Genomic DNA, 14,759 nt, shown 5'->3' on the forward strand with positions numbered 1-14,759 from the left:
GCTCTATTGTAAGGTTTAAATTAACATAGAATACAAAAGCCTGACTCATCAGTAAGTAAGTCGCCGGGGTTTCTCCAGCCAAAACTGTCTTCTATCAATTCATCTGAGTTTTTAGGCCCCCATGTTCCAGCTGCATATCCATAAGTATTGACAGATGGATTGTTTTCCCAGCACTCCAGAATAGGATCTACAAATCTCCAAGCTGCTTCCACTTCATCTGCCCTTGCATAGAGTGTGGTATCTCCCTGCATGGCATCCAATAAAAGACGCTCATACGCATCCATGACTTGGGCGGAATCCAAGTCTGAATAATAGAAGTCCATGTTGGCTTGCTCGACATGAAATCCCAGACCAGGAACCTTAACCCCAAATTTCAAAAGAACTCCTTCATCTGGTTGAATCCTTATAATAAGCTTATTATCCTTTTTGTAGACATCCTGGCTTTTGAAAACCTCGTGGTGTGGGGTTTTAAAATGGATTACTACTTCTGTTACCTTGGTCGGCATGGCCTTTCCTGTTCGAACGTAGAACGGAACATCTTTCCATCTCCAATTGTCAACGTAGAATTTGAGGGCAGCAAATGTTTCTGTGGTAGATTCAGGATTTACACCTTCTTCTTCCCGGTATCCTTTGACTTTCTTTCCTCCAATTGTGGATCCTACATATTGGCCTCTTAAGGTATTTTTAATAATAGTTTCCTCATCTTTCATGATGCGCAATGATTTCAAGGCTTTTACCTTTTCATCTCGGATTTCTTCTGCATCAGAACTGATGGGTGGCTCCATTACGATCAAGGATACAATTTGAAGCAAATGGCTTTGGAACATATCTCTTAATGCCCCAGACTTGTCATAATATCCACCTCTTTTCTCTACTCCTACTGTTTCTGCATTGGTGATTTCCACATGATGGATATAGCGTCGATTCCACAAGGGTTCGAAGATTGAATTGGAGAAGCGGGTTACTAATAAGTTTTGAACCGTTTCTTTTCCCAGGTAATGATCAATTCTATATACCTGTCCTTCATTGAAATAATAATGGAGCCCATCATTCAATGCTTTCGCAGACTTCAGGTTATATCCAAATGGTTTTTCTACGATCAATCTTCTCCAGCCTTTTTCTTCCTTGGTCAATCCTGCATCATGAAGGTTTTTGGCGATGGTTTCATATAAGCTGGGAGGAGTAGATAGATAAAAGATCAGATTTCCGTCTGTTCCATGTTCCTCATCCAGCTGATTGATTCTTTTGGCTAACTTTTCGTAAGAAGCATCATAATCGGTGCCTAGGTCTTCATAGTAAAGCTTATCGGCAAACTTCTGTACAAAGTCCTTTTCTTCCTTGGCTATTTTTTTCTGAAGAAATTCGCTTTCAAGTACGACCTTGGACCGAAACTCCTCACTTCCCATATTACTTCTACTCACTCCTAAAACCACAAAGTTTTCCGGTAAATGCTGGCCTTTGTAGAGGTTGTAAATGGCTGGAATTAATTTTCTGGCAGTCAAATCACCCGAAGCTCCAAAAATGATTAGCATTTGGTTTAGGGTTTTTTTCATGTGTTTATAATTTGTTTCTCAAAGGTCGCATGGAATCCCTGCCTGCGGCAGGCAGGTCGCAAATTTTCCCCGATACATCGGGGCATCCCAATGTGTGTAGCTTGCGTTGTGCTCGATTTCATCAAATCAGCGGGATTAGGGTGTGTTTTAGGAAGCAAAAATCTGAATCTTTCTCAATACTTTTTTGGAAAAAAGCAGGCATGCTCCGTAGGATAGGTTAATTTTGAATTCGAATCGTAAAAATAAGGCTTATTTATTTTAAACTTCGAGCAAATAAAAGATTAAGCCGGAAAAAGCGAGAAAGCATAAAAAAGATGGAGCAAAAGCAATTTGATTTTGGACTGATTGGCCTGGGCGTGATGGGCCGAAACTTTATTTTAAACGTAGCGGACAATGATTTCAAAGCCTTTGGCTATGATTTGGACCCCGAGAAAGTTTCAGCATTGATCGAAGAAGGCGGTAATCCCGAAAGAGTAAATGCTAGCTCAGACTTGAAAACATTTATTGCTGCCCTTTCTTCTCCTCGTAAAATCATGCTCTTGGTTCCAGCGGGAAAAATTGTTGAACAGGTGATTGAGAATTTGATTCCTCATTTGGATAAAGGAGATATAATTATTGACGGAGGAAATTCATTTTTCACCGATACGGATCGAAGGGATACCTATTTGCAAGAGAAAGGGATTCACTTTTTTGGTTCCGGTGTTTCCGGCGGGGCTGAAGGGGCCAGAAAAGGTCCAAGCATTATGCCTGGGGGGAATAAGGAAGCCTATGAGCATGTGCGTCCAGTTTTTGAAGCGGTTGCTGCCAAATACAAAGGTGAACCTTGTGTTGCCTACTTAGGTCCTAAGTCTGCAGGCAATTATGTGAAAATGGTCCATAATGGAATAGAGTATGCGCTCATGCAGCTAACCTCTGAGATTTATGACCTGTTGAAAAAGGCTGGAAATCTTACGAATGACGAACTTCATGAGGTTTATGCCTCTTGGAATAAGGATAGACTACAATCATTTTTGGTTGAGATCACATCAGAAATCTTCCTTCAAAAAGATGAGTTTTCAGATGGGAGATTGGTAGACCAGATTTTGGATAAAGCCAAACAGAAGGGAACAGGAAAGTGGACCTCTCAAAATGCGATGGACTTGGGGATACCTATTCCGACCATTGATATGGCGGTAAGTATGCGTGAGATCTCAGCTTTGAAAGATCAGCGAATCCAGGCAGATAAACTATATCATAGACCAGCTTTGGTGGCTATGGATAAGGATCAACTGATCCATCAGGCAGAACAGGCACTGTATTTTTCTTTTATAGTTTCTTATGCACAAGGCTTACACCAGTTGGCCGAGGCATCCAGAGAATACGGATATGAACTGAATTTGGCCCAGATTTCAAAAATTTGGAGAGCAGGGTGCATTATTCGTGCAGGTTTGTTGGCAGATATTGCTGAGGCCTTTGAGGCGGATCCTCAACTTACTAATTTGTTGCTATCTCCTTCTTTTGTCAAGCAGGTGCAGGACTGTCTACCAGCGGTGAGAAAAACAGTGATATACGCTGCTGAATTTGGAATTCCTGTTCCGGGATTATTTTCTTCATTAAGCTATTTTGATGCATTCACTTCAGGAAGATTACCTTTAAACCTAATCCAGGCTCAGCGAGATCATTTCGGTTCGCATACCTACGAAAGAATCGATAGAGAGGGAATCTTCCATACCGAGTGGGGGGAGTAAGTTAATGGTTATTAGTTATTAGGATAGCCTTTTAGAACATGCTCGCGGCGACGCAGCGGTTTTATCTCCCGCAAAGAATTTAAGAAGCAAAGAAAAAGTTTAAAGTTTAGTCGTCACTGCGAGCGCAGCTTGCGGAGCGTGGCAGTCTCAATTTCTCTAGCTGAGTCGCAACGGCGCTACTATAATTTCTCCCGCAAAGACTGGAAGAGGCAAAGAGGCTATGTTTCCTATGTTCCCTCTATGGTTCTTTAAATTGCTTGGGGAAACGCAGGGGAAAAGTTATTGGTTATTGAGTAATAGGTTATTAGGATCGTCCCCCTATTCCGAAGACAGGAGTTCTAAGTCTGACTCTTTTTGCATCAGAGGCAAAGGTTATTGAGTTATTAGTTATTAAGGTCGGTCCATTATTCATGATGAAGGATTTATTTCCTAATAACTGGTCTTTCATTTTTAGCATCGGAGGAACGTTGGAAAAAAACTTTGCGATCTCCTTTGCGCCCTCAGCGGCTCAGCGGTAAAAAATAATCTCGAAAATAGCGCAGCGGCATCGCGGTAACGGCTCCCGCAAAGAAAAGAAGTGGCAAAGAGTTTAGAATGCTATGTTTTCTATAATTCCTATGCGGTTTAAAAAAAAATGGCTCGCAGAGGCGCGGCGACGCAGCGGTTTTATCTCCCGCAAAGATGGAAAGTGGCAAAGAGTTTAGAATGTTATGTTTTCAATCTCTTGTAAGCGATTAAAATATGCTTTCAGGTTAGTAAATTAAAGAATGACAGAAGCAAGATTTTTCAAAGATTTCGCAAAACGCAACGCAGATTCTTTGAGCGCATAAACCTGCAATTTTCACCAATCTGATGGGTATTTTGACATTTTTAAGTTAAAACATTATCGCAGAATTCTGATCAGGCTTCAATTTTCTAAAAGATAGAATATTTCCACGAGGCATATAGATGAGAGTTAATTGCTCATGGTTTAATGTTTCCAGATAATAACAAAAAACAAATCCCTCTTCATCTTTAATTTGGAGGTACTTCTGATCTTTCAAATCCGTTTCCTTGTATTCGCTACAAGTGTTTTCCCAATCAAGAATGTTAAAAACCCCTGAACTTGATTCGTTTTGGCCCTCATATTCACTTTGAAATAAGAAAGGGTTAGAAAACTCCCAAATGAGCTTTTGATCTTCCTCACTTATCCATTTTCCAATTATAGCCCGAGGTACGAATTCTTGTGAAAAGCCAATTGGAATACCCGAAAAACCAAAAAGAAACAAGAAAATAGCAATCAATTTTTTCATTCGATAGATTGATCTTTTGGGAATCGAGAACGGACTGGTTGTCCATTACTATATACAGTAGTCCCAATCCAGCTTTCATCCCAATTATATAAATTAAATTCTCCGGAAAAATTATTGGGGATATTCAAGTAGCCTATCAGGTGAAAATTATTCGCTGAAAAGATGTGCTCCGTGTCTTCAGAATTAATTTTTAAAAAATATGGTGCATATTCCTTTTCCTGTTTTTTTACCAAAACTAGAGAGGTTCGAACGGATTTAGGGGGCTTTTTATTTCTTGTGACGCCAAACATCATCCCATTTGGGTAGTGAACCGGAATCTCAATAGCTGTGCGATTTTTGGAATCAATCAAAATCAAAGCTCTTTCCCAATTGAACTCCCGAGTCAAAAATTTGGGATCTAATCTATCTGATTTAGTTTGTAAAGCTTTCAAGTCCATGGCTTCTTGATTTTGCTGTAACCATTCTCTCGCTTCTATGACTTCAGGGCTTAATCTCTTCAGATCTGGATTTAAACCGTCTTGCACACAAGCGGAAACTGAAAGAACAAAAATTAATAGATATACAATTTTTCGCATGGAGTATTTAATAGTAAGATTATCCGTATAATAAAATAAAATCCGAAACAATTACCAAGGAGCTAGTTGGTTTTTAATTTTGTTTTATCTCCATCAAAGAGGCAAAGTTTTTTTTTCAATTGTCTATTCTAAACTAAAATCACTGATTTTCTCAGTGAACTCTTTGCTCCCTACGCGTCTTTTGGGGTTAAAATCAATCCACCTTTAACTTAGATTTCAAGTTTAAGACATAAAAAATCTCAAAAGTCCCTGTGTCCTTCGTAAATCTTAAATCAAAATTCTAAAATAGCTATTGAAGTGTAAGAGTTTTTACAACACCTCTTTTACCCTACTTTCATTCGAAGCTCGCCTTGTCTTTTAACGATTTTCAGGTCAAAATACTGATTGATAAAAGCCTTGCAATTATTCTCAGCCCATTCAGCTCGGGATTCTGTGTCATACAGAACGGTCATTCTAAGCATGGTTTTAACATACTGCTCGTGATTACCCAGCTCCTTCACGTAATTGATAAATGAATTTTCCCAATCCTCTTTAAACTTTTCGAAATGAGATTTTCCGTCAAAAAGTAATTCCAATTGATTATCTCCATGCTTAAATCGGTAGATTCCACAAAGCTGACGGTAAATCATACGGATTCGGTCTGTTGGAAATTCAAAGCTGTCAAGAATCCTAGCATAGGTCTGATCCATTAGCTGCAATGGATTGTACAGGTATGTGTAGGAGCGCTTTAGCTCATAAATCATCTGCTCCAAAAGTTCCTCCTCCAGCACAAACTGAGCCTGTCTCAGGATATAGTTTTTGTCTAATGGAAAGAGTTTTTCGATCATAAAGCCTTGAATAACTGAGCAAAAATAGAAAAAACTGATGAAAGTCTCGGAATAAGCTTGAAGTTTTAACGTATAAAAACAAATATTAGTCTGAAAATCACCCCAAAAGAAAAAACTACCAATCGGCAGGTCTTCGTGCTTGATATGCTGCCATTTGATCCAATAAATCCACTGGGTCATCAGAAACTATCAGAAGCTCTTCCTGCTCGGGATACAAGAATCCAGAATCCATCGCGTGGTTCAAGAAATCAATCAATTTGTCATAATAACCATTGACATTGTATAAGGCCAAGGGCTTTTGAATATAATGCAACTGGTTGAGCGTCATGATTTCAAAAAGCTCTTCGAGGGTTCCTATTCCGCCAGGCATGGCAATAAATCCATCTCCTCTTTCTGCCATCAGCCATTTCCTATCTCTCATCGTTTCTACCACAATCAACTCCGTGCAGCCCGTATGAGCGACTTCCCGATCAACTAGCTTTTGGGGAATTATCCCAAGGACTTCTTTATTTCCTGCCAGCATCTCATCGGCTATTACCCCCATCAATCCTACTCTTCCTGCTCCATACACTAAAGAAAGGTCTCTTTTGATCATTTCATGAGCTAAAGCTCTTGCAGCAGATTCAAATACAGAAGAATTTCCTTTTTTAGATCCGCAATAAATGGTGACTTTTTTCATACTATTAAAATCTGTTTTCGAAGTTAGAGCTTTGATCCTGCATACCCAAGTTCAATCGTGTCAGCCCATAGATATTTTTCTATTTTTGAATTATGAAAATCTGTTTTGCTACTAATAATGCCAAGAAAATAGAAGAGGTAAAAGCTGCTCTTGGTGATAAATTTCAAATTGTTTCTTTGCAGGATATAGGTTGCCACGAAGAATTACCGGAAACTGGAAATACGCTCGAACACAACGCATTTCAAAAAGCCCGATATGTCAAAGAGAATTATGGAGTAGATTGTTTTGCAGATGATACCGGCTTGGAAGTGGAGGCTTTGGATGGGGCTCCGGGTGTGTACTCTGGAAGGTACTCTGGAGAACCCCGATCAGACGAGCGGAATATTGATAAACTTTTGGAGAATCTGAGAGGTAAAGCAAATCGTAAAGCGAGGTTTAGAACTGTCATTGCATTGATTCTGGATGGAAAAGAACATCAATTCGAAGGAATAGCGGAAGGACAGATACTTGATAAGCGGATTGGTGAAAAAGGTTTTGGATACGATCCTATATTTCAGCCAGAAGGATATGAGAAGACCTTTGCAGAATTGAGTATGGATGAGAAAAACCAAATTTCCCACCGGGGAAAGGCAGTAAATCAATTGATTAAATTTCTAAGCCAAAGAAAATTCTGATAAAAGGGTGAAAATGATTTAACTTTGTGCCCATGCAAAAGCCATTTATCGTCGGGATTACTGGGGGTTCTGCTTCAGGAAAGACCCTTTTCTTAGAGCGTTTATTGAGTACTTTTGAACCCGGCGAGGTTTGTCTGATTTCTCAGGATAATTATTACAAACCCAGACATTTGCAGCCAGTAGATGCTCAGGGGGTGCATAATTTCGATACTCCTTTTAGCATTGATTTTGAAGCCTATGCTTCTGATATCCGTAAAATCCAGGCTGGAGAAACTGTACAAAGGGAAGAATACACTTTTAATAACGCCGCTAAAAAGCCAAAAATGTTGACTTTCAATTCAGCTCCAGTGGTAGTAGTGGAGGGAATATTTGTTCTTTATTATCCCGAATTGGCAGATTTGTTGGATTTGAAAATTTTTATCGATGCCAAAGATCATATCAAACTAAAAAGAAGAATCATCCGGGATAAAGTAGAAAGAGGCTATGACCTGGATGATGTGCTTTATCGATACGAAATGCACGTCATGCCTACATATGAAAAGTATATCAAGCCTTTCAAAAATGAGGCGGACCTGATCGTTCCAAACAATCATAGTTTCGATAAAGCGCTGGAAGTGATCCGTACTTATTTGAGAGCCAAGTCCGGTAAATAAGCTAAAAAATCATAGCTAAACTACTTGGGAATCAAAATATGGCTATATTTGCAACCCATGAATAGCAGGAAGACAAATAGCAATCTTTTGAAGCAGCGGATTACCGTTTTGCTTGCTTTGCTTTTGTGTTTCTTCATCTCTTCAGTAGAATATACTGCTTTGGATGAGTCGGTTCAAACCGAGCAACATACCAATTCTGATCAAGAACAAACTTTTTTGAGCGTTGCAGTGGATGCCGTAGTTCCATTTGCGGTTCAGGTGACCCACACAGTATTCTATTTGATTTATGAAATTGTCAGCTTCGAGCCCAGATCTTTTGTAGCAGAAGCTGTTTCCATTATTCAGCCCAATCAGCTGGTTGAAATACTTTTTGAGCGGATTATATCCACTAAAGGACCCTAAAATCCTCTTTTTTCTAATTTAAATCTGCAAGCTGCTCTGCAGCATTGCCTAATTCTGTATTCACAAATAATAATTTAATATCTAATCCCTATGCAAAACAAAGGTGTCATTGTGTTTTTGACAGTGATTATTACAGGCCTCTGTCTGTACTATCTGTCATTCACATTTGTATCTAATGGCATTCAGAAAAATGCATCCGAGTATGCAACTGATGCTTCCGGCAATGTTGATTTTGCCAAAAGAAGAGCTTATCTGGATTCTATCTGGAGAGAGCCTGTTTACAATTTCCTAGGTGCTGATTTTACTTATCAAGAGATCAAAGAAACCGAACTAGGTTTGGGTCTGGATCTTCAAGGTGGTATGCACGTGACTTTGGAAGTTTCCCCAGTGGAAATCGTCAAAGGTCTGGCAGGAAATCCCAAAGATGAAGGCTTTAACAAAGCAGTAGAAGATGCCAGACAGACAGCAAAAACCTCTACTGATAAATTTGTAAACCTATTCTATTCCGCTTGGCAGTCTAATAATCCAAACAGAAAATTAAGCAGCATTTTCGCAACAGCTGCGAACAGAGGAAGAATCTCTTTGGAGTCTTCTGACTCTGAGATTTTGGATATCATCGACAAAGAAGTTGAAAATGCGATCGATCGTTCTTTCAACATTTTGAGAACTCGTATCGATCGTTTCGGTACTTCTCAGCCAAATATTCAGAGAATCCAAGGTTCTGGAAGAATCCAAATCGAGCTTCCAGGTGTGGATAATCAGGAAAGAGTTAGAAACTTGCTGCAGGGTGTAGCTAAGCTTCAGTTCTGGGAAGTGGCTGAATTGAATGATTTAGGCGGTTCTTTGGAAGCAGTAAATGCGGCTTGGGTTGCTGATAACAAATCTTCTAACACTCCTGCTGCAGCTGATACAGTTTCCACAGAAAATATGTCTGAGGAAGATTCTCTAAGAAATGCTTTGGAAAAGCAGTTGGCAGAGATTGATCCGTTGAATCCTAGCACAGATGTTTCTCCAGTTTTCAGCTTGTTGTATCCAAATTATGGTTTGGCTTATCAGGTGAGAGATACCGTTGTGATCAACAGAATATTGAAAAACCCTGATTACAATTCTCTTTTACCAAGAGACATCAAATTGCTTTGGGGAGTAAAACCATTCACTCCGGAAGGAACTAGCGACGAGGTTCTTGAACTTTACGCTATCAAGGCTCCAAGAGGAACAGATGAAGCTCCTTTGGAAGGAGATGTGGTGACAGATGCCCGTCAGGTTTTGGACCAAACTTCCAGACCTGCAGTTTCCATGCAGATGAATGCTGAAGGAGCTAGAAAATGGAGATCCTTGACCGCTGCTAATATTGGAAAAAGAATTGCAGTTGTACTAGACAACTATGTATATACAGCTCCGGTAGTAAACGGAGAAATTCCTACAGGACAATCTGAAATTTCAGGTTCTTTCAGCCTTCAGGAAGCTCAGGATTTGGCTAATATCTTGAAGTCAGGTTCTCTTCCAGCGCCTACTCAAATCGTAGAAGAAAGTATCATTGGTCCAACTTTGGGTAAAGAAGCTCAAAGTCAAGGTGTGTTCTCTATGATTTCCGGTTTGGTGATCGTAGTGCTATTCATGTTGGCTTACTATTCTAAAGGTGGACTTGTAGCAATTGCTGCATTGGTGTTCAACATCTTCTTTATTCTAGGAATTCTAGCTCAGTTAGGTGCCGCACTTACATTGCCAGGTATCGCAGGTATTGTGTTAACAATTGGTATGTCCATTGATGCGAACGTTCTGATTTTCGAGCGTATCAAAGAAGAACTCAGAAATGGAGCAGGATTGATTGCTGCAATTAACTCTGGTTACAATAAGGCATTCTCTGCTATTTTGGACTCCAATGTTACCACCTTCTTGACCGGTGCTATTTTGTACGCCTTGGGTCAGGGTCCTGTTAAAGGATTTGCAATCGTATTGATGATCGGTATTGCTTCTTCCTTCTTCTCTGCGGTATTCATCACAAGAGTAATTGTGTCTTGGATGAGTAAAAAAGGTGATAAGAGCTCTATCAGTTTCTCTTCTCCAATTGCAAAAAATACATTGAGCAGCTTAAACTTCGATTTCTTAGGAAAGCGTAAAGTTGCTTATTTGATCTCTTCAGGAATTATAATCCTTGGTTTAGGGATTGCAGCTATTAATGGATTGAAATTCGGTGTTGATTTTACTGGAGGTAGATCTTACATCGTAGCTTTTGATGAGCCAGTAGTTCCTTCTGAACTGAAAGTCGGTTTGGATGGTGAATTTGATGGTTCGGTAGAGGTAAAAACATACGGTGCAAACAATGTATTGAAAGTTACTACTTCCTACTTGATCAATGAAGATGATGATGCTTCTAACAAACAAGTAGAGGAAAAAGTAAAATCAGGAATTGCAACAGTGACTGGATTGACATTCACTGATGATGCTGAAAACCTTTCTTCTGGACAGTTTGCTATCACAGGTTCATCCAAAGTAGGAGCTACAGTTGCAGATGATATCAAAGCTTCCTCTGTGGAGGCGATGCTAGCTGCATTGATTGCCATCTTCCTTTATATCTTGGTAAGATTCCGTAAGTGGCAATTCTCTTTGGCTTCCATCATTGCATTGATTCACGATACCTTATTTGTGATTGCAGCCTTTGCTATTGCAAGTGCATTTGGGGCAACCTTCGAAATCGATCAAGTATTTATTGCAGCGGTGTTAACAGTGATTGGTTATTCCATCAACGATACCGTGATCGTATTTGACCGAATCAGAGAGAATATCGAAAACAGAGGAACTGGCAAGCTTGTGAAAATCTTCAATGATGCCATTAATCAGACATTAGGACGTACTTTGATTACTTCATTCACAACATTGATTGTGGTAATTGTACTCTTGATATTTGGTGGTGAAGTGTTAAGAGGATTCTCTTTCGCATTGTTCATAGGTATCCTAGTAGGTACTTATTCTTCAGTATACATCGCTACTCCTATTGTAGTAGACTTGATGAAGCGTGAGATTGAAAGTGAAAAAGAGAAAGAAGCTAAAAAAGTCAGCTAATCTCTAGTCTATATAATTGTAAAGCCACTCCTTTTTGAAGGGAGTGGCTTTTTTAATTACTTGCTATGCAGACTTAGCTGGATAGGGTTTTGAGGCGATTTTATTTTAAGAATTTTCCCTAACCGGATACCTAGTAAAGATTAGCAATCAATTTTTAGTATAAGAAATCTGAAAGCATTTCTATTCGAAAGAAATCGGCTTCGATAGAAAGGATTCTGAAGCCTCTTTATTTCAGTCTATAAATTCCGTTGCTTTCCAGTCTATATTCTCTTGCCAGTTCTGGGTAATCTTTCAGTAGCTTTTCAAAAACTCCTTCCTGATCCAAAATAAGCGAAGGCCTTTGGCTTTGGATCAACTGGAATAATTTGGCACGTTGCGGCAGGCTTCTATCCATTTCCAGGAATAGCTTGCTCAGATGGAAATTTAAAAAAGGTCCTTCGAAGCTTCCATTTAGGTATGGACTGGTATCATCTCCTAAAATCATCATTCCTTTTCCCTCATATTTGGAGGAGAGATTTTCTTTGATGAAGTAGTCGGATTCTTTTTTTACTTCCTCAGACATCCACCACCAGCTAAATGCAGGCAAAGCGATAATAAGAAGATAAAAAGCAATGGTGGCAATGCTTTTTTTGACAGTCAGAAAAAATGGTGTAATCAAATAACTAAGTCCCGGAAGTAAAATTACCAATTGAAATCCAGCCTGTCTTTTTGAAAAGAAAATACTCAGCACAGCAAAAATTAACCAAATGACCATCAATTGCCTTTGTTTTTGTTGATTGATGGTGGAAGCTCTAAAGACTGAACTGAAAAATAATCCTACCAAAGCAAGTAAAACCGGAAGCGCACCTAAAATCAACCAATTCAGATAGGGTTGATATAGGTACTTTTCGGATACAAAAATCAATGGCCATATTTCTATTGCTTCATCTAATCCATTATTCCAATAGTAAAAAACAGAGATCAATAATATGGGCAAGAGATATCCCATGAGAGAAAGCATCAGTTGTCTAAATGAAAACCCACTGATAGCAATGCCTACTAAAATCATGTAGGGAAGGAAAACCACGTAGATAGGATGAAATCCTGTAGCAAGTCCTCCATAAATACCGATCAACAAGGTTGATTCGGTGCTGTCTTTTTGGAGTACTGTTTGGGAGAAAAGTTGGGATAAGGCCAAAACCAAGAAAGTACTTCCCAATAATGCTGGTGAAAGACTTAAGGTATCAAAGCTGATATGGAAAAGTGCCAACATGATGATAGCTGGCAAATAGGTGTTTTCATCATAAACCCGGTATTTGATTAATACGTTGTTCCAGAAAACAACTTGGAACAAGACTAAAATCCTTCCAAGAATTTCCAGCATGAGCGGATTCCTGCCAAAAAGAAAATCCAACAAGGAAAATAATCCTGCTGATAATGGCCCGGTATCATCAATAATGTGTTGGTAAAGAAAAACACCATTGCCAAGGCGCTCTCCTAATAACATCCAATTTAGCTGTGTAGCAGTAATCGGAAAATCCGAAAATAGGATGTAAATAAGGCTCCAAATCACCAGGAACAGCAATATTCCTATGAGTCGGAAAGGATCGTTTACTTTGAAAAATTGATACAAGGTGTTGGGTATTCGTTAAGGATTGCCCCGAAATTAAAGCTTGCCCAAGTATTTCGCTAAATTTGTACCACAAATACTTTATATGGAAAGTAAAAGACAACAAAAACACGCAAAACTCCTGCAAAAGGAGTTAGGAGAAATTTTTCAAAAAGAGGCTAGACATCTTGTTGGTAAAGCCATGGTTACTATTACCAGGGTGTTGGTTAGTCCCGACCTAGGTGTAGCCAAGGTTTATCTGAGCTTTTTGCTGGCAGATCCTCAGTCTACCTATGAGTTGATCAATGATCATAAAAAGGAAATCAGGCTTTATCTGAGCAAGAGAATCGGGAAATCTGTTCGAATTATCCCTGAGCTCGCCTTTTTTCCTGATGAATCCGCTTCTTATGCTCAGCATATGGACAAAGTCATTTCCGGTCTGGATATTCCACCTGCTCCTGAGGAAGAAGAAGAGGAGGACGAAGATTAATTTCAGCGATTGAATCTCAGTTATTTTATAGCGGCCCGATATTTCCGAAGTAAAAAAAAGCGGAATTTCATCACTGTGCTTTCTACCATCTCTATGGTGGGAGTTGCAGTGGGGACTATGGCATTGGTCATTGTCATGTCTGTTTTCAATGGTTTGGAAGACCTGATCCGTGGACTTTTTGCCAGCTTTGATGCCGAATTAAAGGTAGAAGCGAGCCTGGGTAAAAGTTTTGAGGTGGATGAAGAATGGCTTGGAGGAATTAGAGCCATTGAGGGCGTCGCTGTATTAACAGAAGTGATCGAGGACAATGCCTTATTAGACTATAAAGGCAATCAGTTGGTAGGAACGATCAAGGGTGTATCGGATAATTTTCTGGAGCAAGACCGATTTACCCGTGGATATTTTTGGGGAGACACCACACTGGGGACTGACCTGAGACCCGGGGCTATTCTGGGAAGAGGTGTTGGATTTTTTCTTTCAGTCAATCTGGATGATCAGAATGTTCCTTTAAAAGTTTTTTATCCCAAAGCACCCCGAAGTGCTGCTACCTTAGATCCAAGCCAGCTATATGCTTCGGCTGTTTTGGATCCGGTAGCTTTCTTCTCTGTGGAAAGACAATTCGATGATGAATATGTCATTGCACCCTTAAACTTTACCCGAGACCTTTTGAATTACGGAAATCGAAGAACTTCCCTGGAAATCAAAGTATCAAAAGGAAGTACTGTTGCGGAAGTTCAAAAAAGACTAAAAGCCCATTTAGGAAGTGATTTCACTGTGAAAAATACGGATGAACAGCATGCGGGATTATTGAGAACTGTGAAATTGGAAAAGCTTTTTGTATTCCTTACGCTCACGTTTATTTTGGCGATAGCCTCATTTAATATTTTCTTTTCTCTGAGTATGCTGGCCATTGAGAAGAAAAAGGACATTGCTGTTCTCAAAGCCATGGGAGCCCCAGATCGATTGATTCAAAAAATATTTTTGAAGCAGGGTGCTTTAATAGCCTTTACAGGCGCTTTGATTGGTTTGGTCATGGGCTATTTGATTTGCCTCGCCCAGCAATCCTTTGGTTTGGTATCCTTGGGAATTGCCTCTGCTGTGGTCGATGCTTATCCGGTCCGGATTGTACTTTCAGATTTTGTTTGGATCAGTTTAGCAGTCGTCACCATTACATTGCTTGCTTCTTGGAGACCAGCTTTTATTGCTTCCAGAGTAGATACTATCAAAGAGCTTTAA

At 39.6% G+C, this 14,759-nt stretch carries 13 protein-coding genes; 7 read left to right on the forward strand and 6 right to left on the reverse strand.

Annotation, left to right across the window (positions count from 1 at the left end):
* Nucleotides 1–20: 20 nt before the first annotated feature.
* Nucleotides 21–1,553 (reverse strand): glucose-6-phosphate dehydrogenase, encoded by a 1,533-nt coding sequence (gene zwf / locus BM073_RS09670; RefSeq protein ID WP_091653609.1) that lies wholly within the window; start codon nucleotides 1,551–1,553, stop codon nucleotides 21–23.
* 314 nt (nucleotides 1,554–1,867) lie between these two features.
* Here zwf and gndA point away from each other — a divergent pair, with 314 nt between their 5' ends.
* Nucleotides 1,868–3,280 (forward strand): NADP-dependent phosphogluconate dehydrogenase, encoded by a 1,413-nt coding sequence (gene gndA, locus BM073_RS09675; RefSeq protein ID WP_091653611.1) that lies wholly within the window; start codon nucleotides 1,868–1,870, stop codon nucleotides 3,278–3,280.
* Between the two features lie 875 nt (nucleotides 3,281–4,155).
* Here gndA and BM073_RS09680 read toward each other — a convergent pair.
* From BM073_RS09680 to BM073_RS09695, 4 genes are all read right to left on the reverse strand, one after another.
* Nucleotides 4,156–4,572, reverse strand: a complete 417-nt coding sequence (locus tag BM073_RS09680; protein WP_091653613.1) for a hypothetical protein — start codon at nucleotides 4,570–4,572, stop codon at nucleotides 4,156–4,158.
* Complete coding sequence (locus BM073_RS09685; RefSeq protein ID WP_091653615.1) at nucleotides 4,569–5,147, reverse strand: hypothetical protein; 579 nt, start codon at nucleotides 5,145–5,147, stop codon at nucleotides 4,569–4,571. Before BM073_RS09685 ends, BM073_RS09680 begins: the two co-directional genes overlap by 4 nt.
* Nucleotides 5,148–5,470: 323 nt before the next feature.
* Nucleotides 5,471–5,974, reverse strand: a complete 504-nt coding sequence (locus BM073_RS09690; RefSeq protein ID WP_091653617.1) for a hypothetical protein — start codon at nucleotides 5,972–5,974, stop codon at nucleotides 5,471–5,473.
* Nucleotides 5,975–6,089: 115 nt separating this feature from the next.
* Nucleotides 6,090–6,653, reverse strand: coding sequence for an LOG family protein (locus BM073_RS09695; protein WP_091653619.1), 564 nt, complete (start codon nucleotides 6,651–6,653; stop codon nucleotides 6,090–6,092).
* A 92-nt stretch (nucleotides 6,654–6,745) separates the two neighbouring features.
* Between BM073_RS09695 and BM073_RS09700 the strand changes: the two genes are divergently transcribed.
* The 4 genes from BM073_RS09700 (at nucleotide 6,746) to secDF (ending at nucleotide 11,445) form a co-directional block, all read left to right on the forward strand.
* The gene (locus BM073_RS09700) at nucleotides 6,746–7,327 is read left to right on the forward strand and encodes a non-canonical purine NTP diphosphatase (RefSeq protein ID WP_091653621.1); all 582 of its coding nucleotides are present in this window, start codon (nucleotides 6,746–6,748) and stop codon (nucleotides 7,325–7,327) included.
* A gap of 32 nt (nucleotides 7,328–7,359) precedes the next feature.
* Nucleotides 7,360–7,980: a uridine kinase family protein gene (locus tag BM073_RS09705; RefSeq protein WP_091653623.1), complete on the forward strand. Its 621-nt coding sequence runs from the start codon at nucleotides 7,360–7,362 to the stop codon at nucleotides 7,978–7,980.
* A 57-nt stretch (nucleotides 7,981–8,037) separates the two neighbouring features.
* The gene (locus BM073_RS09710; protein ID WP_091653624.1) at nucleotides 8,038–8,382 is read left to right on the forward strand and encodes a hypothetical protein; all 345 of its coding nucleotides are present in this window, start codon (nucleotides 8,038–8,040) and stop codon (nucleotides 8,380–8,382) included.
* Nucleotides 8,383–8,472: 90 nt separating this feature from the next.
* Complete coding sequence (gene secDF / locus BM073_RS09715) at nucleotides 8,473–11,445, forward strand: protein translocase subunit SecDF (RefSeq protein ID WP_091653626.1); 2,973 nt, start codon at nucleotides 8,473–8,475, stop codon at nucleotides 11,443–11,445.
* A 226-nt stretch (nucleotides 11,446–11,671) separates the two neighbouring features.
* Here secDF and BM073_RS09720 read toward each other — a convergent pair whose 3' ends face one another.
* On the reverse strand, nucleotides 11,672–13,057 hold the full coding sequence (locus BM073_RS09720; RefSeq protein WP_091653627.1) for a hypothetical protein: 1,386 nt from the start codon (nucleotides 13,055–13,057) through the stop codon (nucleotides 11,672–11,674).
* Between the two features lie 82 nt (nucleotides 13,058–13,139).
* Here BM073_RS09720 and rbfA point away from each other — a divergent pair, with 82 nt between their 5' ends.
* Complete coding sequence (rbfA, locus tag BM073_RS09725) at nucleotides 13,140–13,523, forward strand: 30S ribosome-binding factor RbfA (protein ID WP_091653629.1); 384 nt, start codon at nucleotides 13,140–13,142, stop codon at nucleotides 13,521–13,523.
* A 9-nt stretch (nucleotides 13,524–13,532) separates the two neighbouring features.
* On the forward strand, nucleotides 13,533–14,759 hold the full coding sequence (locus BM073_RS09730; RefSeq protein WP_217643099.1) for an FtsX-like permease family protein: 1,227 nt from the start codon (nucleotides 13,533–13,535) through the stop codon (nucleotides 14,757–14,759).

The organism is Algoriphagus ornithinivorans, from assembly GCF_900115305.1.
Taxonomy (GTDB): Bacteria; Bacteroidota; Bacteroidia; order Cytophagales; family Cyclobacteriaceae; genus Algoriphagus; species Algoriphagus ornithinivorans.